The following is a 21,892-nucleotide window of genomic DNA, read 5'->3' as shown; positions in this document are numbered from 1 at the left end:
CGGCGCATGAGGTACAGCTCAGGCTTCGATCAGGCGCACGGCAGCGGCGCGCGCCTCGTCGGTGATGACGGCGCCGGCCAGCATGCGCGCAATCTCTTCCTTGCGCGCTTCGCCCTCGATCTGCTCCACCGCCGTCTGCGTTGTGGCAGACCCTGTGTGGCTCTTGGCAATCAGAAGGTGATTGTCGGCCCTTGCCGCCACCTGCGGCGCGTGGGTGACGGCAATCACCTGCACCGCCTCCGACAGGCGGGCCATCCGCGCGCCGATCGCGTCCGACACCGCGCCGCCCACGCCGGTGTCGATCTCGTCGAAGATCATGGTGGAGGCGGAGCCGCGGTCGGCGAGCGAGACCTTGAGCGCCAGCAGAAAGCGCGAGAATTCGCCGCCGGATGCCACCTTCAGGATGGGGCCCGGCGGCGAGCCGGGGTTGGTCTGAACGTAGAACTCCATGCGGTCGATGCCCTCGGCGGCGGGCTCCGCCTCGCTGTGACGCACGGTGAAGCGCGCCTTGTCCAGCTTCAGCGGCGCCAGCTCACGCGCAATGTCCGCCTCCAGTGCGCTGGCGGCGGCAAGGCGCCTGTCGGACAAGGTGGCGGCTGCATCGCGGTACGCCTGCTCCGCAGCAGTGACCGCGGAGGCAAGCCCGGCAAGGCGCTCCTCGCCGGCGTCGATATCGCCAAGGTCGTCCGCCATTTTTGCGGCAAGCGCTGCAAGGTCGTCCACCGGCACCTTGAACTTGCGGGCCGCCGCACGCAGCGCGAACAATCGCTCTTCCAGCCCCTCCATTGCGCCGGGGTTGTAGTCGAGGCTGCGCTGGGCATCCGCGATGGTGGTGCGCGCCTCCTCCAGCACATCGAGCGCTGCGGCGAGCGCGTCCATCACGGGGGTGAGCTTATCTTCGGCGCCGCTCATCTTGCGCTCCAGCTTGCGCAGGACGCCCGCCAGCGACGGGATGGGCGACTTCGGCCCCTCAAGGCTCGATGCGGCCTCGGCCAGATCGCCCGCCACCTTTTCGGCCGCCGCCATGGCACTGCGGTCCACCGAGAGGCGCTCTTCCTCGCCGGGTTCGGGGTCGAGCCTGGTCAATTCGTCAACCGAGGCGCGGAGATAATCCACCTCGTCGCGGGCAGCCGCCAGCTTCGCCTCGTGGGCGGCGAGCGCTTCCTCGGCATCCTTCAGGCCGCGCCACAAAGTGCCCAGATGCTCGCATTCGGCGCCAAGCGTGCCGTAGGCATCCACCAGCCGTCGGTGCGCGGCAGGCTGGATCAGACCCCGGTCGGCGTGCTGGCCGTGCACTTCCACCAGCATCGTGCCCAGTGATTTCATCAGCGTCGCGCTGGCCGGCTGGTCGTTGACGAAGCCGCGCGCCTTGCCATCCGCCGTCAGGGTGCGGCGCAGGATGATTGCGTCATCCTCCACTTCGATGTCCATCTCGGCAAGAAGCGCGACGGCGGGATGCAGCGGTGTGACGAGAAAGGTTGCAGACACCGCGCCCTTGTCTTCGCCGCGTCGCACCAGCCCGCCTTCTGCCTTTGCGCCCAGCGCAAGCGACAGCGCATCGAGCAGGATGGACTTGCCAGCACCGGTCTCCCCCGTGAGCACGGTGAAGCCCGGCGCGAAGGACAGGTCCAGCGCCTCGATCAGGACGATGTTACGGATGGATAACCGTGACAGCACGCCTCGAACGCCCTCGTTTGGCGTACTCGCCTTGCCTCGCCTGGGGTCTGGTCAGAGCACGTTGATGCTTGAGAACGCCCGGCTGATCCAGCTTGCCTTGGCTTCGCTCGGCGAGTAACCGCCTTTTTCCAGGAGCGCGTAGGAATCGCGGTACCACTTGCTGTCCGGGAAATTGTGCCCGAGCACGGCGGCCGCAGTCTGCGCCTCCTGCGTCAGCCCCAACGCATAGTAGGATTCGGTCAGGCGGAATAGCGCTTCTTCCACGTGCCGCGTCTGCTGGTAGTTCTCCACCACATTGCGGAAGCGGTTGATGGCGGCAAGGTTGTCGTTCCGCTCCAGATAGTAGCGGCCCACTTCCATCTGCTTGCCGGCCAGCTGGTCTTCTGCCGCCAGCACCTTGTTGCGCGCATCGGGCGTATATTCGCTGTCCGGGTATTTCTCGATCAGGATGCGGAACGCAGCGAGCGCCTGCTCGGTCTCGCGCTGGTCGCGCGTCACGTCCGGGATCTGCTTGTAGTAGGAATTGCCGATGATGTACTGCGCGTACGCGGCATCCTCGTGGTTGGGGTGCAGCGCCAGAAACCGCTTGGCGGCGTTGATCGCCTCGGGATATTTCCCGCGCGAATAGCTGGTGAAGGCCAGCATCATCTGGCTCTTGCGGCCAAATTCGGTGTGGGGGTGGAGCCGGTCCACCTCCTCGAACTTGATCTGGGCGGTGCGCACATCGCCCTCGTTCATCAGCACCAGCGCCTCGTTGTAGAGCTGGTCTGGCGGCGTGTCGTTGAAGGCAAGTTCTTCCACCCGTCCGCCGCCGCAGGCCGCAACGCTGAGGCCGAGCGCAAGAACGGCTGCCATCCTGATGCCAAGGCTCATCGCAAACACTCCAACAAAACGCAGGGACACCGTGTAGCAGCGCTGGCAACGCATTCCAACGCCCGCCGCGCACCCCTTACTAGCGCAACTGATAATAGCTGCAATTAACGATCAATTGTGAAGTTTTCGTTCGACCCGAAAAGCGCCGCCAGAAGCCTGTAGTTGAGACGGTGCCCCGCCTTGTGGCTGCGGTAGACGCCAAGGATCGGCGCGCCCGCCAGCGCCAGGTCGCCAATGGCATCCAGCAGCTTGTGGCGGGCAAACTCGTCGGAGAAGCGCAGGCCCTCGGGGTTGGCGACCCGGTCGCCGTCCACAGCCACCGCATTGTCCAGCGAAGCGCCCCTGGCGTAGCCCTTGCGGCGCATCCGCTCCACGTCCTTCAGCGGACCGAAGGTGCGGGCGGGCGCAATGTCGCGGGCATAATCGTCGCGCCCCAGCTCGAAGGTCACACGGCTGAGGCCGATCACCGGCGCTGCAAAGTCGATCCCCACATCAAAACGCTGCGTGTTCGACGGCAGGAGCGCCGCAAAGGCATCTCCGTCACTCACCGAGACCGGGCGGAGAACGCGAAAGGGCGCCACCCTGCCCGCATCCGCGACCAACGGGGCCAACGCATCCAGAAACGGACGGGCGCTGCCATCCATGATGGGAAGCTCGGGGCCCTCAAGGGTCACATCGGCGTTCCAGACGCCGAGCGCGGACAGGGCCGACATCAGGTGCTCCACCGTCATGACCCGCGTTCCGCCGGCCTCGATCACTGTGGCAAGGCGCGTGGCACTGACATTGCGCCAGGACGCGGCAACGCTGCCGCCGTCCCGGTGAAAGCGCACGCCCTGTGTGCCGGGGGCCACAGAAACAGAAACATCGGCGCCCGAATGGACGCCGATGCCTTTGAGCGAGACAGGCTCGCGCAGTGTGCGTTGGAGGATCAGTTGGCCTGCCGGCGCAGGAACGCCGGAATTTCAAGCTGATCGTCGTCCATCGGGCGCTGGGCCTGCCGCGTGCGGGACACAGGCTCAGCCTCCGTCCGGGCGCGGCGCTGCGGCGCTTCTGCCTTGGGGCGGGCGCGGCGCGGTGCGGGTGCGCCGTCGGCTGCCTCATCCATGTAGGCCTGGTCCAGCTGTGGCGCGGCGGGGCGCTGCTCCGGTGCCGGCAGCGCAGCCTGGGCGCGGCGGCGCTCGGGGCGGGTCTGCGGCGCGGGGGCAAAATCGTCCGCGTCTTCCTCTTCGCGGCGCGACAGGCCGCTGGCGATCCGGCGCAGCAGACCCATCGGGCGGCGTTCGTCCGCGGCGGGGTAGTCGCCATAGTCCGGGGCGCGGGTACGGTTGGCGCGCAGGTCCGGAACCGCGACCGGCTCGTCGAACTCGTCGTCGAACTCAGCCTGCGCAGCGGCTTCGTCGAAGATTTCGGCTTCCTCGATGGGCTCCAGCGCATGCGGATCCAGGTCGAAGTCTTCAAGGCCCGCTGCGACGGCGGCCAAGGCAGCTTCACCCGGATCGGCGATGGCAACCGCCGCACCTGAATCAGGGGTCTGCTTCTTGGCGGCCCGGTCCGCGAAGGAGACGACGCGCGTGTCTTTCGGCGGCTCGATGACGTTGGCCGGATCCTGGTCGATGCCCGTTGCCACCACGGAGACGCGGATGACGCCTTCGAGGCTGTCGTCGAACGTCGCGCCGAAGATGATGTTGGCGTCGTCGTCAACCTCTTCGCGGATGCGCGTGGTGGCTTCGTCCACCTCGAACAGCGTCAGGTCGTTGCCGCCGACGACGGAGACCAGAAGGCCGCGGGCGCCCTTCATGGAGGTTTCGTCAAGCAGCGGGTTGGAGATGGCGGCCTCGGCGGCCTGGAGCGCGCGGCCCTCGCCGGAGGCCTCGCCGGTGCCCATCATCGCCTTGCCCATGTTGCGCATGACGGAGCGCACGTCGGCAAAGTCGAGGTTGATGAGGCCTTCCTTGACCATCAGATCGGTGATGCAGGCAACGCCGGAGTAGAGCACCTGGTCGGCCATCGCGAAGGCGTCGGCAAAGGTGGTCTGCGCATTGGCGATGCGGAAGAGGTTCTGGTTCGGGATCACGATCAGCGTGTCGACGTGCTGGGCGAGTTCCTCGATGCCGGCGTCTGCCAGCTTGGCGCGGCGTGCGCCCTCGAACTGGAACGGGCGGGTCACGACGCCAACGGTGAGGATGCCCTGGTCACGCGCAACGCGGGCGACCACCGGGGCCGAACCCGTGCCGGTGCCGCCGCCCATGCCCGCGGTGATGAACACCATGTGCGAGCCGGACAGATGGTCGGCGATCTCGTCGATCACTTCCTCGGCGGCGGCGCGGCCGACGTCAGGCTGGGAACCGGCACCGAGGCCCTCGGTCACCGCGATGCCCATCTGAACCACCCGCTCCGCCTTCGAGAGGTTGAGCGACTGTGCATCGGTGTTGGCGACAACAAAGTCGCAACCGGCAAGGCCGGCCTCGATCATGTTGTTCACCGCGTTGCAGCCTGCACCGCCGACGCCGAACACCATGATGCGCGGCTTGAGCTCTGTGAGGTCGGGCGTCTTCAGATGGTTGGACGACATGATTGCCCCCTGTTCTCGTCACTTTGCCCGAACCGGGCGCCAAGATTACGGCCTGAGCCGCGTTGTTTTCGTTTGAGCGCGAACGCTCAGGTTAGAAGCTTTCCTTCAGCCAGCGGCCCATGCGGGCGATGTAGCCCGTGGACTGGGTGCCGGCTGAGAACAGGCTCGCCGGAGCGAGCTGCGGATAGATGAGAAGCCCGACCACGGCGCTGAACGCCGCGCCGCGGGCCGCAATCGGCAATCCCTTGACGCCGAGCGGGCGCCCGAGACGGACCGGGCGGCCGAAGACGTGGCGCGCCACGTCCGGCAGTCCGGTGAGTTGACTTCCGCCGCCGGTAAGGACCACGCGGCGGCCGATCCGCCCCGAAAATCCCGACTCGACGAGGCGGTCGCGAATGAGTTCGACAATCTCGTCCACGCGTGGCCGGATGATCTGGTTCAGCGTCAGCCGCGGGATGACCTGCGGCGCGGCGCCATAGTCCTCGCCCACCGGATGGATGGTGAGGGTGTCGCGCTCGTCGGCAGAGGCGGCAATCGCCGAGCCTTCGAGTGTCTTCAGCCGTTCCGCCTCGTCGAGGCGGATCGACAGGCAGTGGGCAATGTCCATGGTCACGTGATGGCCGCCGATGGCGACGGCATCCACATGCACGAGGTTCCCCTCCGAGAAGATCGCGATGGACGAGGTGCCACCGCCGATGTCCACGCACACGGCGCCGAGTTCGCCCTCGTCATCCACCAGCGAGGCGAGGCCCGAGGCGTACGGCGTCGCGACGATGCCCTCCACGTCGAGATGGCAGCGGTTGATCGCCAGAACGAGGTTGTCCTGCGCGGCGCTGTCTGCCGTGACGAGGTTGATGTCGACACCGAGATTGTCGCCGATCATACCGCGCGGATCGCGAATGCCGCCCTGACCGTCCAGCGTATAGCCGATGGGCAGTGCATGCAGCGCCGAACGGCCCTGCCGGATCTGGTGCCGGCCCGACGCGGCGAGCACCTTGCGAATGTCATTGTCGCGCACGGCGCCGGTGTCGAGGTCGACCTTGGCGCCGAATGCCTCGGACGAAAGCCGGCCCGATGTCTGGGTCACGATCAGCGATTCGACCGTCACGCCCGCCATCTGCTCGGCAGCATCCACCGCGCGCCGGATGGCGTGCTCGGCCTTGTCGAGATCGACGATCATGCCGCCCTTCACGCCGCGCGATTGCTGGTAGCCGTAGCCGATCACCTCGATGGCGTGGGTCCGGCCGGCCAGCAGCGTTTCTTCCGAAGCCGGCTTCAGCCGGGCAATCAGGCAGGCGATCTTGTTGGTGCCGACGTCGAGGACGCAAGCGATGGAGGAGCGACCAGGCTTCACATGGCAGCGCGCACCGTCTCCACGACCGGGGAAATCCATCACGTTCATTGGTTCATGGCCTCCGCGATGGCCCTCGCGAGGGGGTCGTCATAGCTCACCGTCGCGTTGGCAATGGCCGCGGCCAGCGCATCCTGCGCCACAGGCTCCGCCTGCAACGCGGGCCGTTCGCCCTCGTCCTCTGTCGCGCTGGCAGCCTGAAGCTGCACCGAGGTGCGGTCGGCCAGGCGCATGTCGACCACAACCTCGCCAACGCCCAGAAGCGGCTGGCGCTCCTCGATGCTGGCGAGACGGGCGAGCGCCGCCTCGGGCTGATCGGCCGGCAGACGGACCGTTGCGCCATTCTTCAACCGCAAATCCCAGCGCCTTTCGTTGACGAGGATTGCCGCAGCCACCCGCTCGTCCAGCGCAGGGTCGGCGGACAGAACCTCGCGAATCGATTCGACCACATCGTTGGCCCCCGCACCGGCAACCAGCGGAAGGCTCCGGTAACGGGACGGCACGTCGTCAGCGAGGACGTTGCCGTGCCGGTCGATCACCACCTCGTGGCCGCTCCAGCGCCACCGCGCGAACGGCTCCCGCTCTTCGATCTCCACCAGAAGCCGGTCGGGCAGCGACTTGCGCACAGCGGCCGTCTTCACCCAGGGCAAACCCTCCAGACGGGCACGTGCGGCCTCCACGTCGAGGCCCAGCAGGGTCACGCCAGGGCCGAGCCCGACGGCGGCGATGATCGCGCTGTCGGACGTATGCTCCTGCCCCTTGAGCTTGATTTCGCGCAGGTTGAAGCCCGCGCGGCCGACGGCGTCCCACATCCGCGCGGGGTCCTCGGAATAGGCGAGCCCGGCACCGCAGCTGCCCACGAGCACCGCCACCGCCAGAAGGCGGCCGGGTGCAGCGCTTGCAAGCCTGCCGGCACGGGACCTCAACGCCGGCAACTTGCGTCCTCCACCAGCGCTGCGACGAGCGCGGAAAAGCTGACGCCCGCGTACGCTGCCATTTCTGGCACCAGCGAGGTTTCCGTCATTCCGGGTTGCGTGTTCACTTCCAGACAAACGAGTTCGTCTTTCTCGGGGTCATAGCGAAAGTCGGCTCGTGAGACACCGCGACACCCCAGGGCACGATGAGCCAGTAGGGTGTACTTTTGTATATCCTGGTAAATATTTGGTTTAATTCGCGCCGGGAGCGTGTGGTTGGAGCCCCCCGGCGCATACTTCGCCTCGAAGCCGTAGAAGGCGCCCGACACCGGTTCGATCTCGATGATGTCGTAGACCGTGTCGCCGAAAGCGCCGCAGGTCAGCTCCAGCCCGTCGACGAATTTCTCGGCCATCATCGCATCGCCGTAGGGCCATTCATCGCCCGACAATTCGTCCGGCGGCCGGTTGGCCCCCTCGCGCACGATGAGAACGCCGAACGACGATCCCTCCGCCACAGGCTTCAAAACGTAGGGTGGCGGCAGCATATGCCGTTGCGCCGCCTCGAAGCGCGTGCACGTCACATGCTCGGCCACCGGAATTCCGGCAGCGGCCAGAACCGCCTTGGCGCGCCCCTTGTCCATCGCCAGCGCCGAGGCCATCACCCCGGAATGGGTGTAGGGAATGCCGAGAAATTCGAGGAGGCCCTGGATGGAGCCGTCTTCGCCCATCGGGCCGTGCAATGCATTGAACGCCACTTCGGGTCTGACGGACTTCAGCTTATCCACAAGATCTTCTGCAACGTCGATCCGGGTGACGCGGTAGCCCGCCTCCTCAAGCCCGTCTGCGCAGGCCTTTCCGGACGCAAGGCTCACCGGGCGTTCGGCGCTTTGCCCGCCCATCAGCACGGCAACGTGTTTCATGGCGCGATGAACTCCGGCACCGGCGCGCCCACAAAACGGCCGACGCGCTTGATTTCCCATTCCAGGTCGACGCCGGAATTGGCGCGCACCCGGCCGCGAACCGTCTCGCCGAGACGTTCCAGATCCTCGGCGGTGGCATCGCCGAGGTTGAGCATGAAATTGCAGTGGAGCTCGGACATCTGCGCCCCGCCCACGGTGAGGCCGCGCCCGCCCGCAGCGTCGATCAGCTGCCAGGATTTCTCGCCCGGCGGGTTCTTGAAGGTGGAGCCGCCGGTGCGTGATTTGACTGGCTGGGTCGCCTCCCGCTTCTCGGTGATCTCGTCCATGGCGGCCAGGATCACGTCGCGGTCGCCGGGGACGGCCTCAAAGGTCGCCTCGGTGAAGATGAAATCCGCCGGAACGCTGGAATGGCGGTAGGAAAAGCCGAAATCCGCATTGGAAAGCTGGTGGATTTCGCCGTGGCGGTCGACCGCGCGGGCCGACACAAGCCGGTCGCGCGTCTCGCCGCCATAGGCCCCGGCATTCATGCGCAGCGCACCGCCGATGCAGCCTGGAATCCCGCGGAAGAATTCAAGCCCCGTCAGCGATTCGTCGGCGGCAGCGCGGGCGGCCTTCACGTCCGGCAGGGCAGCCCCCACCCTCATGCGGTTTCCCTCCGCTCGGGCAAAGCCGAACCCTTTTGGCGAGAGGCGGATGACGACGCCTTCGACGCCGCCGTCCCGCACCAGGGTGTTGGACGCAAGTCCGAGCACCGTGACCGGCACGCCCGCGGGCAACGCCTTCATGAACGCGGCAAGATCAGCCTCGTCGGCCGGCGAAAACAGGATCTCGGCCGGTCCGCCGACGCGGAACCAGGTGAAGGCTGCCAGCGGCTCATTTTCGCTCAAACGGCCGCGGGCAACGCCCTTGAGAGTCTCGAAAAGGCTCATTGCGCCAGCTCCCTGGGGAGCGTTTCGGCCCAGCGGGTGATTGACCCGGCGCCGAGGCAGACCACCATGTCGCCGGGTTCGGCATGTTCGCGGACGACGGCGGCCAGGTCGTCCCGGCCGGCCAGTGCGACGGTGTTGCGGTGGCCGCGGGCGGCAAGTCCCGCCACCAGATCGTCCCGCTCGGCACCCGCAATCGGCTCTTCGCCGGCCGGGTAAACGTCGGTGACAATCACGGTGTCCGCATCGTTGAAGCAGGCGCAGAAATCGTCGAACAGCGCCTGAAGGCGGCTGTAGCGGTGTGGCTGGACCACGGCGATGACCTTGCCCGCAGCCGCTTCCCGCGCGGCACCCAGAACGGCACGGATTTCCACCGGGTGATGGGCATAGTCGTCAAAGATCGCAACGCCGTTCCAGTCACCCACATGGGTGAACCGGCGCTTGACGCCACGGAACGCGTCGAGGCCTTTCACGATGGCGGCAGTGTCGATGCCAAGCCGGTCCGCCACGGCCACCGCGGCGGTGGCGTTGGAGACATTGTGAATGCCCGGCATCGGCAGCGTGAGGCCTTCGAGGATCCGCACTTCGCCGGTCACACGGTCGGTGATGCGCACATCGAACACGGTTCGGGTGCCGGGGCGCACGTTCATGAAACGCACGTCGGCCTGCGGGTTGGCGCCGTAGGTGATGATCCGCCGATCCTCGATCCGGCCGACCATGGCCTGCACTTCCGGATGGTCGAGGCACATCACGGCAAAGCCGTAGAACGGCACGTTCTCGACGAACTGCTTGAACGCGTCGCGCGCCCTGTCGAACGTGCCGTAATGGTCGAGGTGCTCGGGGTCGATGTTGGTGACGATGGCGATGTCGGCCGGCAGCTTGACGAAGGTGCCGTCGCTCTCGTCGGCCTCTGCCACAAGCCAGTCGCCCGCACCAAGGCGCGCGTTGGTGCCGTAGGCGTTGATGATGCCGCCATTGATGACAGTCGGGTCGAGCCCGCCGGCTTCCAGCAAGGTCGCCACCAGGGACGTCGTGGTGGTCTTGCCGTGGGTGCCGCCCACCGCAATGGCCTGCTTGAGCCGCATCAGTTCGCCCAGCATCTCCGCGCGGCGGACGATGGGGAGGAGCCGGGCGCGCGCTGCCATCAGCTCCGGGTTGTCCTTCTTCACCGCGGACGAGACGACCAGCACCGTGGCGCCGGCAATGTTTTCCGCCGCATGGCCGATGGCAACGTCGATCCCCTTGTCGCGCAGGCGGAGAACGTTGGGGCTCTCGGCAATGTCGGAGCCCTGCACGGTGTAGCCGAGATTGTGGAGCACCTCGGCTATGCCGGACATGCCGATCCCGCCGATGCCGACGAAATGGACCGGGCCGATGGCGGAGGTCATCTTCATGGTGGGGGTCATGGCTTGGCCTTTGCGACGTTTTCGGCCGCATCGGCGAAGCGCTCCGCAGCGTCGGGCCGGCCGAAGCCGCGTGCCGCGTCCGCTGCCTGCGCCAACCATGCCGGGGCGGTCAGGAGCTTGCCGATTTCGGCGGTGAGCCGCTCTGCGGTGAATTCGGGTTGGAGGACGGCGATGGCCCCGCCGGCAGCGGCAAGCGCCTCGGCATTGTGGGCCTGGTCCTGATCGAGCGCGCCCGGCAGCGGCACCAGAAGCGAGGGCCGGCCGATCACCGCAAGCTCGGCGACGGTGGATGCGCCGGAGCGGCACACCACAAGATGCGCGTCCGCCATCCGCTGCGGCAGATCGGTGAAGAAGGGCGCAAGATCGGCCGCAATGCCCGCCGCATCGTAGGCTGCGCGGGTGCGTTCAAGGTCTTCCGGACGGCACTGCTGGGTGATCCTCAGCATCGCCCGGTGCTCGGGCGAGAGCGCGGAGAGTGCCGGGGGTACGATGTCGGCGAAGATCCGGGCGCCCTGGCTGCCGCCGAACACGAGGAGACGCAGCGTGTCGCCGGGTGCCTCAAACGGCCGGGCGGCGGCTTTCACCGCCTGGCGAACCGGCATTCCCACAAAGGTCGTCGGCTTGCCGAAACCGGGCGTTTCGGGAAAGGCCGTGAAGATGGTCGCGCTGTTTGCGAGAAAGCGGTTGGCCTTGCCCGGGACGGCATTTGCCTCGTGCACCACGGTGGCAAGGCCCAGCGTCTGCGCGGCCTTGAGCGGCGGAATTGTCGGGTAGCCGCCAAAGCCGATCACCACATCCGGCCCGAATGCCTTGATGAGCTTGCGCGCCTTCAGGACCGCACCGCCGAGCACCAGAAGCGCCTTGGCCGACGCAACGGGGTTTTTCACCCGCGGCGTGGCAGCGGGCAGAAAGTCCACGCGTTCGGCCGGAAACTGGGCAACCAGCGTCTTTGCGCGCACGTCCGTCATCAACGCGACCTGATGGCCCCGCGCGCCGAGAACCGCGGCAATGGCCTCCGCTGGAAACAGATGCCCGCCGGTGCCGCCTGCTGCCAGAAGCGCCCTCACGCAAACGCCTCGCGGGTGGACCGCGCTGCGGTAAAGCGCACCCGGCCAGGGCGGCGCCGTGCCAGAGCCAGAGCAAAGCCCATGGTCAGCGCAACCGCCAGAAGTGACGAGCCGCCATAGGACAGGAACGGCAGCGTCATGCCCTTGGCCGGCATCAGCTGAAGGTTGACCGCCATGTTGATGAACGCCTGCCCGCCGAACAGAAGCATGAGGCCGGACAGCGCGAGGCGGACGAACTCGTCGGTTTCCTTGAATGCGTGAGACAGGCCGCGCAGGACGATCACCGTGAACAGCGCCAGAATGAGGCCGCAGGCGATGATGCCGAACTCCTCGGCGGTCACGGCGAACACGAAGTCGGTGTGGCTGTCCGGCAGGCGGCGCTTGACGATGCCTTCGCCCGCGCCTTCGCCGAACCAGCCGCCGCGCATGAACGATTCGATGGAGCGGTTGACCTGATAGTTGGCATCCGCCGACGGGTCGAAGAACGCGTTCACCCGCTGGGTGACGTGCGGCAGGTAGAGATAGGCCGACACGATGCCGCCAAAGCCGATACCGCCCAGCGCGAACACCCAGCGCCATTGCAGCCCGGCCAGAAAGATCATCGCGCTCCAGGTGATGGCGATGAGCATCGCCTGGCCGAAGTCGGGCTGTGCCACCAGCGGCGCGATGACGATGGCAAGCAGGAACAGCGCCAGAAGCCGGCCCGGCAGGTCCGGCCGGCGCGAGCCTTCGGCGAAGAGGAACGCCGTCAGCACCACGAAGGCCGGCTTGATGAACTCGGCGGGCTGCAACGAAAAGCCGGCGAGCGAAATCCAGCGCCGCGACCCCTTCACCTCGACGCCGGCAAACAGCGTGAGGATGATGCCGCCAAGCGCGGCAATGAACACCACCAGCGCCACCCGGCGGACCTGCCGCGGCGTCAGGAACGACAGCGAGACGAGCAGGATCACCGCCGGAATGGCGAACAGGACGTGGCGCTGCACGAAGTGGTAGCTGCCAAGGCCCAGCTTTTCGGCAACCGGCGGCGAGGCTGCGAACGACAGCATCAGCCCGATGCCCATCAGCGCCAGAAGGGTGATGAGCAGAACCCGGTCCACGGTCCACCACCAGCGGGCAAACTCGGTGTTTTCAGCGCGACTAACCATGGTTCGCTCCCTCGATGGACCGCAGCCGAACGAGGCGGCGCCCAGTCGGTCTCATTGTGCAGGATGGCCCGTGGCACCGGCTGATCGCCGAACGGATGGGACAGGCCTTACGCATCCGTTGCCTCGATCCGCGCCTTGACGAGCGCGCGGAATGCATCGCCGCGCGCTTCGAACGAGCGGAACTGGTCAAAGCTGGCGCAGGCGGGCGACAGAAGAACGACGTCGCCGGGCCGGGCCGCGGCGATGGCGGCATCCAGCGCCTGCTCGAGGCCCGCATACCGCGCTGCGTTCACCTTGCCTTCAAGGGTTGCGGCAAAATCGTCGGCCGCTTGACCGATGAGATAGGCGGCGTTCACCCGGCCGAACAAATCCGCCAGCTCGGCAATGCCGCCGGTCTTGGGCACGCCGCCGGCAATCCAGTGCACATTGGTAAAGCTTGCCAGCGCCTGCCGCGCCGACTGCGCGTTGGTTGCCTTGGAATCGTTGACGAAGATGACACCGTTCCGGGTGCCGACCTCCTCCATCCGGTGCTGGAGGCCGGGGAAGCTGGCAAGCTGGTCAGCCGCTGCCTTGGGGTCAGCGCCCATCGCCATGGCGATCGCAATTGAAGCGGCGGCATTCTGCCCGTTGTGGTCACCGCGCAGGGAGCCGATGCCGGCGCGGCTGCCAACCGGGTCTGCCGTTCCCCCGGTGAGCACAAAGAGCGCGTCGCCGACCGACGCAACGCCGGACCGGCCGAGCGCACCGGCAGCCTCGTCGACGCTGGCGAAAACGCCAATCCGGTGGACCGGCTTGCCGGCTTCCTCCAGCGCATGGGCGATGGCGGCGCAGTGGGGATCGTCAACGCCGATCACGGCCTGCCGGCTGCCCTCGACCAGCCGCGTCTTCACCGCAGCGTAGTTCTCGAAGGTGCCGTGACGGTCGATATGGTCGGGCGAGAGGTTGAGGAGCGCGCCAACGTCGGGCGTGAGGCCGGGCGCCAGGTCGATCTGGTAGCTGGAGCATTCCACGACGGCGATGCCGGGCACCGGGTCGAGATCCAGCACCGGGCGGCCGATGTTGCCGCCCACCTGCGCGCCGAGCCCCAACGCCCCGAGGATGTGCCCCAGAAGTGCCGTGGTGGTGGACTTGCCGTTGGTGCCGGTGATGGCCGCCAGCGCCAGTTCGGGGAACCGCGCCCGCCGTTCCCCGTCGAACAGGGCGACATCGCCCACCACGGGCACGCCCGCGGCGGCCGCACGCTCCACCGTCCAGTGCGGTGCGGGGTGGGTCAGCGGCACGCCCGGCGACAGGACCAGCGCGTCGAACGCGGCAAAATCGGCAACGCGGAGGTCGCCCGTCGGCAGGCCGGCGTCATTCGCCGCGTCCACGCGCTCGCGCTTGTCGTCGTAGCACAGGATCTCCGCGCCGCCCGCCGCAAGGGCATGGGCGGTGACGAGACCGGAGCCCGCGAGGCCGAACACGGCGACGCGCTTGCCCTCGAAGGTTTCGACGGCAATCACCGGAGTTTCAACGTGGACAAGCCGATCAGCGCCAGCACGAAGGCGATGATCCAGAAGCGGATCACCACCTGCGGCTCGGTCCAGCCCAGCTGCTCGAAGTGGTGGTGGATCGGCGCCATGCGGAACACGCGCTTGCCGAAGAGCTTGTACGAGCAGACCTGGATGATGACCGACACCGCCTCCACCACAAAGAGGCCCCCGATGATGGCGAGCACCATCTCGTGCTTGGTCGCAACCGCAATGGCGCCGATCATCCCGCCCAGCGCGAGCGAGCCGGTATCGCCCATGAAGATTGCGGCAGGCGGCGCGTTGAACCACAGGAAGCCGAGGCCGGCACCGATCACCGCGCCGCAGATCACGGCAATCTCGCCGGTGCCCGCCACATTCTGGATCTGCAGGTAGTCGGCGAACACCGCGTTGCCGGAAAGGTAGGCGATGAAGCCGAAGGAGCCGGCCGCAATCATCACCGGGACGATGGCGAGGCCGTCGAGACCGTCGGTCAGGTTCACCGAATTGCCTGCGCCGACAATCACGATCATCGCGAACACGGGGAAGAAGTAGCCAAGGTTGATCAGGATGTCCTTGAAGAAGGGCACCGCCAGCCGCGACGACAGACCCGCCGACTCCAGCTGCATGAACCCGATGGTGGCGCTGACCGCAATCACCGCCTCCAGCAGGAGCCGCATCCGCCCGGAGAACCCGCCATGGGTCGCACGGCGGACCTTGAGGTAATCGTCGTAGAAGCCGATCGCCCCGAAGCCGAGCGTAACGTAGAGGATGAGCCAGACGTACAGGTTGGTGAGGTCGGCCCACAGGAGCGTCGACACCAGCATTCCGAACAGGATCATCAGGCCGCCCATGGTGGGCGTCCCGCGCTTGGTGAGAAGGTGGCTTGCCGGCCCGTCCTCACGGATCGGCTGGCCCTTGCCCTGCCGCACGCGCAGCATGCGGATGATCCACGGACCCAACATGAAGGTGACGAAGAGGCTCGTCATCAGCGCTGCGCCGGTGCGGAACGTGATGTAGCGGAAGACGTTGAGCGGGGCGAATTCGCCCGCAAGCCGCGACAGAAGCTCAAACATTCAGCGCTCCTGTCCGGTGCGGGTTTCGACCGCCTCGACCACACGGCCAAGACCGACCGCGTTGGACCCTTTGACGAGCAACGCATCGCCCGGTTCGAGAGGTGGCAGGGCTTCGGCCATGGCAGCGGCATCCTCGCAATGGAGGCCACGCATCTCGAACGGCAGACTGTCGGTCAGGTGGCTCGTCATCGTCCCTACGGTATGGACGATTCGGACCCCCGCATCGACGAGCAGAGGCACCAGTCCACGGTGAAGATCGGGTGCGGTGGCGCCAAGCTCGAGCATGTCGCCCAGAACGGCGATCCGCCTTGTCGCGGGTGTTGCACCCAGCGATACGATGGCGGCGCCCATGGATGCCGGATTGGCGTTGTAGGCTTCGTCCAGGAGGGTGGCTTGCCCGCCGGCCACATCAAGCATCACGCGGCGCCCTCGGCCTTTCTGCGCCGACCAGCCGGACAGTGCGTCGATGGCATCAAACGGGCGGCCTGCGGCGTGAAGTGCTGCCAGCACGGCAAGGCTGTTGCGCGCAATGTGGGCGCCGCCGCGGATGGTGTAGCGCACCCGCGTTCCGAACGCTTGCGCATCGGCAGCGCCGGACTGCGGATCGTAGGCGACAAGCGCAACGTCAGCATCCGGCGCGCCAAACGTGACCACGCGCGCGGCCTTTTCGCGGGCAGCGGCAACGAGGCGCCCGGTCTGCGCAATGTCGGCCGGGACGATGGCCGTTCCGCCTTCATCCAGCCCCTCGAAGATCTCGGCCTTGGCGTCGGCAATGCCGTCGACACTGTCGAAGAATTCCAGATGCACCGGCTGCACGGTGGTGATGATTGCAATGTGGGGGCGCACCATCCGCGTCAGCGGCGTGATTTCGCCAGCATGGTTCATGCCGATCTCGAAGATGCCGGCCGATGCGTCTGCGGGCATGCGCGACAGGGTGAGCGGCACGCCCCAGTGGTTGTTGTAGGAGGCCGCAGCGGCGTGGGTGCCGGGGCCGAACGCCAGCCGCAGCATTTCCTTGGTGCCGGTCTTGCCGACGGAGCCGGTCACGGCAACCACGGGGGTCTCCGCGCCAAGCCGCCCCCGCGCGGCAATCCCGACGCGCTCCAGCGCAGCCAGCACATCGTCAACGTGGATGGCACGGTCGGCCTCCCCGTGCGAGACGACGGCGGCGGATGCACCGGCCGCCAGAGCCGCCGGCACGAATTGATGGCCATCCATCCGCACGCCCTTTATCGCGAAATACGCATCGCCGGGGCCAAGGGTACGGGTGTCGATGGAGATGCCGGACACGGGGGTGTCTTCCGGCGCGCCTTCGAGGCGGCCGCCGGCGGCATGGCTGAGTGTTTTGAGAGTCCAGATCTTGTTCATAGGGCTGCGAGTGCGGCGAGCACGGCTGAACGGTCGCTGAAGGGCTGGACCACGCCGGCCACCGTCTGGCCCTCTTCGTGCCCTTTTCCGGCAACGACCAGCGCATCGCCGTCGCGCAGCATCGCCACGGCGGTGGAGATGGCTTCGCCGCGGTCGCCGATTTCGGTGGCGCCGGGTGCAGCGGCCAGAATGGCGGCACGGATTGTGGCAGGATCTTCGGAGCGGGGGTTGTCGTCGGTGACGATCACCACGTCGGCGCTTCTGGTGGCAGCTTCCCCCATCAGCGGGCGCTTGCCATGGTCACGGTCGCCGCCTGCGCCGATCACCACAATCAGCCGGCCCTTCACGCTCGGGCGTACTGCCGCCAGCGCCGCGGTAATTGCCTCAGGCTTGTGGGCGTAATCCACAAACACCGGGGCACCGCTCGCACGGCCGATCAGCTCAAGCCGCCCCGGCGCGCCCGCAAGCGCGGAAATTGCGCCGAGTGCCGCCTCTTCGCCCATGCCGGACACGATGGCGAGCCCCGCCGCAACCAGTGCGTTTTCCACCTGAAAGCCGCCGATCAGAGGCAGCGTCACCTCAAACCTGCCGGCCGAACACTCAAGGTCCAGCACCGACCCGCCGGGAACGGCACGGGCCCGGTGGAGGCGGATGAGGTCGCCATCGCGGCCCACGGTCTGCGGCTTCTTGGCAACCGCCAGCACCCGGTCGCCACCCGGCGTGTCGGGATCCACCACGGTGGGTGCACCATCGGGCAAAAGCTCGGAGAAGAGACGCAGCTTGGCAGCAAGATAGGCTTCGAGGTCGGCGTGATAATCGAGATGGTCGCGGCCGATGTTGGTGAAGCCGGCGGCGGCCAGAACCACGCCATCGAGGCGGCGCTGGTCGATGCCGTGGCTGGACGCTTCCATGGCGACGCGCTCCACCCCGGCCGCGGCGATTTCGGCAAGCCGCGTGTGCAGCGCCACCGGATCCGGCGTGGTGAGCCCGCCCGGCACGTCGACGGAACCGCGCACGCCGAGCGTGCCGATGCTGACGGCCTTGTAGCCGGATGCCGCAAAGATCTGGCGCGTGAACTCGGCGACCGACGTCTTGCCTGCCGTGCCGGTGACGGCGACGATCGTGCGCGGCTGACGGCCGGCAAGGGCCGCCGCAATCAGCGCCAGGCGGCGGCGGGGGTCGCCATCGCGCAGGACAACCGGCGCGCTGACGCTGGCATCGTCTGCGCACAGCACGGCACTCGCCCCTTGCGCAAGCGCGTCTGCCACAAACGCGGTGCCGTCCACGCGCGCGCCCTTCAGCGCCGCAAAGATCATCCCCGGCAGGACCGCCCGACTGTCGGCGGTGATGCCGGTGATTTCAGTCGTCGCGCTCGGATGTTGATCCGGTGCGAGGTCGCCGAGGCGCATCGGACTACTCCTGGTAAGCCACTTCGATGGCGCGCGCGACGGCGTCATCATCCTGAAAAAGGGGCTCGACGGACAGCATCGGGCCGATCCGGCTGACGATGTTCGCGACGGTGGGCGCAGCGTTCATGCCGGCGGTGGCTGTGGTCTTGCCCTTCTCCGGCTTCGGCTCGTCCAGCGTCACGAGGACGATGTACTGCGGATCGTCGATCGGGAACGCGGCGAGGAAGGAGTTGACCTTCTTGTTGTCGGAGTACCCGCCGTTCACCACCTTTTCGGCCGTGCCCGTCTTGCCGCCGACATTGTAGCCCGGAACCCGCGCCTGACGGCCGGAGCCTTCCTGTGCGTTGAGGTAGAAGAGGCCGCGCATCTTGCGCGAGGTGTCTTCGGAGATCACCCGGTGGCCGACCTTCAACATCTCCGCCTCGGAGCGGGGGTAGAAGGTGGGGTTGGCGTAGATGCCGCCATTGAGGATCGCGGCGGCAGCGGCGGCCGCGTGCATCGGCGTGACCGAAAGACCGTGGCCGTAGGAGACGGTTGCGGCGGTGATGTCGGCCCAGCGGCGCGGCACCAGCGGCTTCGCAGCCTCCGGCAGCTCGGTGCGCACACGGTCGAACATGCCGAGCGTGCGCAGGTAGGCCTGCTGCTTTTCCTTGCCCAGCGCCTTGGCAATCTTCGCCGTGCCGATATTGGACGAGTATTTGAACACCTCGCCCACATCGAGCCAGCGGCGCTTGGCGTGGAAGTCCTTGATGGTGAAGCGGCCGATTGTGAGCGGGTAACGGGCATCCACCTTGGTGTCGAGCGCCACTGTGCCCGCGTCGAGGGCGCTCGCCATGGTGAACGACTTGAAGATGGAGCCCAGCTCGAACACGCCGGTCAGCGCGCGGTTCATCCGTTTATCGTCCAGCGCCTGCTCGGGCCGGTTGGGGTCATAATCCGGCAGGGAGGACATCGCGACCACTTCGAGGGTGCGCGCGTCGAGGACGATGCCTACAGCGGCAATCGCCCGGTAGCGCTCCATGGCGCGGGAGAGTTCATCGCGCACGGCGTGCTGGACGCGCAGGTCCAGCGACAGCCGGACCGGCGCCATCGCCTGCCCCTTGCGTGCCAGTCCTGCGGCCTGGAGCGCGCGCAGCCCGCTGCCGTCGATGGATTTTTCCAGGCCAGCAATGCCCGCATTGTCGATATTGACGTGGCCGACGATGTGGCCGACCGCCGGACCGCCCGGATAAAAGCGGCGCGTTTCGGTGAGAAAACCGACACCCGGCAGGCCGAGATTGTGGATCTTCTCGCGCAGCCGCCCGCTCACTTCGCGCTTCAGCCACTCAAAGCCGCGGTCGGTGCCGAGCAGCGTGCGCAGATTGCCCGGATCAAGCTCCGGCAGCAGCGCGGTCAGCTGCTCCACCGCCTCATCCACGTCGGAGATGTTACGCGGCTCGGCATACAGCGATGCGGTGGCAAGATCGGTGGCCAGCACCTCGCCATTGCGGTCGACAATGTCGGGCCGGGACGCCTGAACTTCGTCCTGCGGGTTGATGGGCAACCCCTGCGCAGCTTCCGCCGGCGCCATGCCAAGCGTCACCAGGCGCGCACCGATGGCACCGTAGATGCCGATGCAGGCGATAATGGCGAGGGCGATGCGACCGCGGGCGCCGTTGTCGTGGCGTTTGGATCTCATTGGCTGCCCTCCCCGTCCTGTTGTGCCTTGCGCTGCGCTGCCTTCACGATGTCGGCGGCGGATGCGATCTGTTCTGCCTTGATCGGCTTCAGGCGTAGAACGTCTTGATGACGATCAACCAGCGCCTGGAGCCGTGCGGGATTATCAAGCGCACTCCACTCTGCATGAAGTTCGCTGATTCTTTGCTTCTCGGCTGAAATCTTTCGATCTAGTTCACCGATTGCTCGCGCATCGCGCTCAGCGTCTTTCTTCATGATGAAGACAGTGGACGCGCTGACGGTTGCTGCGGCGAGCGCAAGCGCCAGAACGAGGCTTCTCATGGAGCGTTTCATGACGGGACCCCTTTCAGGCGAACGGCCGGAACGAGCGTGGCTGGATCGAGTGGAATGGATGGAGCGCCGGTGCGCAGCGCGGCACGCAGCTTGGCGGACCGGGCGCGCGGGTTGACGCGCGTCTCGTCCTCGGCCGGCAGGAGCGCCTTGCGGGTCAGCGACGAGAACGGCGGCTCGGCGGGATTGGCGACCGGGGCGTGGCGGGACCCGGCCTGCACCTTGGTGCGGTCGGCGAGGAACCGTTTCACGATCCGGTCTTCCAGGCTGTGGAACGAGACCACCACCAGCCGCCCGCCTTCGCGCAGGATCTCCTGCGCGGCGCGAAGGGCGCTGGCAAGCTCGGCCAGTTCGTCGTTCACCGCAATGCGCAGCGCCTGGAAGGCGCGCGTGGCGGGATGGATCCCGTCACGGCTGGCGCGGATCACCCGCTCGCAAAGGCTGGCAAGCTCCAGCGTCGTATGGAAGGGCCGGTCGGCGACAATGGCGCGGGCAAGCGCGCCGGCGCGGCGCTCCTCGCCGTAGGTGCGGAACAGGTGCGCAAGGCCGCTCTCGTCGGCATGGTTGACGAAGTCGGCCGCACTCGGCCCCTCCCCGCCCATCCGCATGTCGAGCGGCGCATCGAAGCGGAAGGAGAAGCCGCGGTCGGCCTCGTCGAACTGGAACGAGGACACGCCGATGTCGAGAACGATGCCGTCGACCTTGTCGTGCCCCGCCGCCCGCGCCAGATCGTCCAGCGCGCCGAAGCGACCTTCGGCCACGGTGAGGCCTTGCATTTCGGTCGCAAGCGTCGCGGCGCGCGCGATGGCGGCCGGGTCGCGGTCGATGGCGATCACGGCGGCACCGGCGGCCAGAATGGCGCGGGTGTAGCCGCCGCCACCGAACGTGCCGTCGACAATGGTCTCGCCCGGCTGCGGCGCCAGGGTTTCCATCACTTCACGCAGCATGACGGGGGTGTGGGCGCCCGGTGGGGTGATTTCCCATGTCATTGCGGAACACCGCCTGCGGGACCGCTGAAGGACTGGAGGGCGCGCTTCATCGCCTCGGCGCGATGCGCCTCGAACCGCTCCGGATCCCAGATCTGAAACTTGTAACCCTGACCGACGAACGTCACCTGCTTGGTGATTCCAGTGAGAGCGCGAATGTCTTCGTTCACAAGAAAGCGCCCCTCTGCATCGATCTTCATAATATCGGAGGCGCCGTACAGTGCGGTCGCCATCATGTCGTACTCGATCGTCAACTTCGGCAGACTGCTGAGCTTCTGCTCGATTTCCGCCAGCAGCGCATTACCTCCCGCATCAAGAGCCGGGACGTGCGGAGACCTGAAGGTATACAGACCCTCGAAGCCATCCTTGGCCAACGCAGAACGAAAGGACGCCGGGATTGAGACCCGCCCCTTCGCGTCCAGTTTGTTGGTGAAGTGCGAGACGAACCCATGCACCGCGGTCACCTCTTGCGGGATGAGCTGGGATACCATGGGCTTTCATGGGGCGTCAACGACTGATCAACCATATGGGGTGGCGGCGGATCCACTCCACAGCGCAGCCTGACTGGCAGCAAAGTGCCGCCCTCACCCTAACACACTGTTAATAAAGGCCTTGGAATGGCATGGCTGGGAAGTGGGGCAAAAGCCCAGCCCCGGACATTAATTTCCAGCCGCATTGAGCGGCGGC

General features: G+C 67.0%; 19 protein-coding genes. All 19 read right to left on the bottom strand.

The genetic code is table 11. The features are described from left to right. Window positions 1–18: 18 nt before the first annotated feature. Entirely contained in the window at window positions 19–1,677 is a 1,659-nt protein-coding gene (gene recN / locus RDV64_RS12210) for a DNA repair protein RecN (protein WP_309195196.1), read from the bottom strand. Window positions 1,678–1,728: 51 nt separating this feature from the next. Then, window positions 1,729–2,550, bottom strand: coding sequence for an outer membrane protein assembly factor BamD (locus tag RDV64_RS12205; RefSeq protein WP_309195195.1), 822 nt, complete (start codon window positions 2,548–2,550; stop codon window positions 1,729–1,731). 104 nt (window positions 2,551–2,654) lie between these two features. After that, complete coding sequence (gene lpxC, locus RDV64_RS12200; protein ID WP_309199493.1) at window positions 2,655–3,479, bottom strand: UDP-3-O-acyl-N-acetylglucosamine deacetylase; 825 nt, start codon at window positions 3,477–3,479, stop codon at window positions 2,655–2,657. After that, window positions 3,479–5,122 (bottom strand): cell division protein FtsZ, encoded by a 1,644-nt coding sequence (gene ftsZ, locus RDV64_RS12195; RefSeq protein ID WP_309195194.1) that lies wholly within the window; start codon window positions 5,120–5,122, stop codon window positions 3,479–3,481. The genes lpxC and ftsZ overlap by 1 nt, the downstream gene beginning before the upstream one ends. A gap of 91 nt (window positions 5,123–5,213) precedes the next feature. Continuing rightward, window positions 5,214–6,515, bottom strand: a complete 1,302-nt coding sequence (gene ftsA / locus RDV64_RS12190; protein WP_309199492.1) for a cell division protein FtsA — start codon at window positions 6,513–6,515, stop codon at window positions 5,214–5,216. Between the two features lie 5 nt (window positions 6,516–6,520). Continuing rightward, the gene (locus tag RDV64_RS12185; RefSeq protein WP_309195193.1) at window positions 6,521–7,408 is read right to left on the bottom strand and encodes a cell division protein FtsQ/DivIB; all 888 of its coding nucleotides are present in this window, start codon (window positions 7,406–7,408) and stop codon (window positions 6,521–6,523) included. Continuing rightward, entirely contained in the window at window positions 7,396–8,307 is a 912-nt protein-coding gene (locus tag RDV64_RS12180; RefSeq protein WP_309195192.1) for a D-alanine--D-alanine ligase, read from the bottom strand. Before RDV64_RS12180 ends, RDV64_RS12185 begins: the two co-directional genes overlap by 13 nt. Beyond that, entirely contained in the window at window positions 8,304–9,236 is a 933-nt protein-coding gene (gene murB / locus RDV64_RS12175) for a UDP-N-acetylmuramate dehydrogenase (RefSeq protein WP_309195191.1), read from the bottom strand. The genes RDV64_RS12180 and murB overlap by 4 nt, the downstream gene beginning before the upstream one ends. Further along, a complete protein-coding gene (murC, locus tag RDV64_RS12170) occupies window positions 9,233–10,627 on the bottom strand; it encodes a UDP-N-acetylmuramate--L-alanine ligase (protein ID WP_309199491.1) in 1,395 nt (464 codons plus the stop codon). The genes murB and murC overlap by 4 nt, the downstream gene beginning before the upstream one ends. Window positions 10,628–10,635: 8 nt before the next feature. Then, window positions 10,636–11,706, bottom strand: a complete 1,071-nt coding sequence (gene murG, locus RDV64_RS12165) for an undecaprenyldiphospho-muramoylpentapeptide beta-N-acetylglucosaminyltransferase (RefSeq protein ID WP_309195190.1) — start codon at window positions 11,704–11,706, stop codon at window positions 10,636–10,638. Further along, the gene (gene ftsW / locus RDV64_RS12160) at window positions 11,703–12,851 is read right to left on the bottom strand and encodes a putative lipid II flippase FtsW (protein WP_309195189.1); all 1,149 of its coding nucleotides are present in this window, start codon (window positions 12,849–12,851) and stop codon (window positions 11,703–11,705) included. Before ftsW ends, murG begins: the two co-directional genes overlap by 4 nt. A gap of 107 nt (window positions 12,852–12,958) precedes the next feature. Beyond that, window positions 12,959–14,353 (bottom strand): UDP-N-acetylmuramoyl-L-alanine--D-glutamate ligase, encoded by a 1,395-nt coding sequence (murD, locus tag RDV64_RS12155; protein ID WP_309195188.1) that lies wholly within the window; start codon window positions 14,351–14,353, stop codon window positions 12,959–12,961. Further along, window positions 14,350–15,435 carry a phospho-N-acetylmuramoyl-pentapeptide-transferase gene (mraY, locus tag RDV64_RS12150; RefSeq protein ID WP_309195187.1) on the bottom strand — a complete coding sequence of 362 codons (1,086 nt, stop codon included), beginning with the start codon at window positions 15,433–15,435 and terminating at the stop codon, window positions 14,350–14,352. Before mraY ends, murD begins: the two co-directional genes overlap by 4 nt. Then, on the bottom strand, window positions 15,436–16,803 hold the full coding sequence (gene murF / locus RDV64_RS12145) for a UDP-N-acetylmuramoyl-tripeptide--D-alanyl-D-alanine ligase (RefSeq protein ID WP_309195185.1): 1,368 nt from the start codon (window positions 16,801–16,803) through the stop codon (window positions 15,436–15,438). After that, a complete protein-coding gene (locus RDV64_RS12140; protein WP_309195184.1) occupies window positions 16,800–18,212 on the bottom strand; it encodes a UDP-N-acetylmuramoyl-L-alanyl-D-glutamate--2,6-diaminopimelate ligase in 1,413 nt (470 codons plus the stop codon). Before RDV64_RS12140 ends, murF begins: the two co-directional genes overlap by 4 nt. A gap of 4 nt (window positions 18,213–18,216) precedes the next feature. After that, on the bottom strand, window positions 18,217–19,890 hold the full coding sequence (locus tag RDV64_RS12135) for a penicillin-binding protein 2 (protein ID WP_309195183.1): 1,674 nt from the start codon (window positions 19,888–19,890) through the stop codon (window positions 18,217–18,219). Beyond that, the gene (locus tag RDV64_RS12130) at window positions 19,887–20,222 is read right to left on the bottom strand and encodes a hypothetical protein (RefSeq protein ID WP_309195182.1); all 336 of its coding nucleotides are present in this window, start codon (window positions 20,220–20,222) and stop codon (window positions 19,887–19,889) included. The genes RDV64_RS12135 and RDV64_RS12130 overlap by 4 nt, the downstream gene beginning before the upstream one ends. Then, the gene (rsmH, locus tag RDV64_RS12125) at window positions 20,219–21,208 is read right to left on the bottom strand and encodes a 16S rRNA (cytosine(1402)-N(4))-methyltransferase RsmH (RefSeq protein ID WP_309195181.1); all 990 of its coding nucleotides are present in this window, start codon (window positions 21,206–21,208) and stop codon (window positions 20,219–20,221) included. Before rsmH ends, RDV64_RS12130 begins: the two co-directional genes overlap by 4 nt. Next, window positions 21,205–21,696, bottom strand: coding sequence for a division/cell wall cluster transcriptional repressor MraZ (locus tag RDV64_RS12120; RefSeq protein ID WP_309195180.1), 492 nt, complete (start codon window positions 21,694–21,696; stop codon window positions 21,205–21,207). The genes rsmH and RDV64_RS12120 overlap by 4 nt, the downstream gene beginning before the upstream one ends. Between the last annotated feature and the right edge of the window lie 196 nt (window positions 21,697–21,892).

Origin of the sequence: Acuticoccus sp. MNP-M23 (genome assembly GCF_031195445.1) — a bacterium.
Lineage (GTDB): Bacteria > Pseudomonadota > Alphaproteobacteria > Rhizobiales > Amorphaceae > Acuticoccus.
This window is presented reverse-complemented; position numbering and strand designations above follow the sequence as displayed.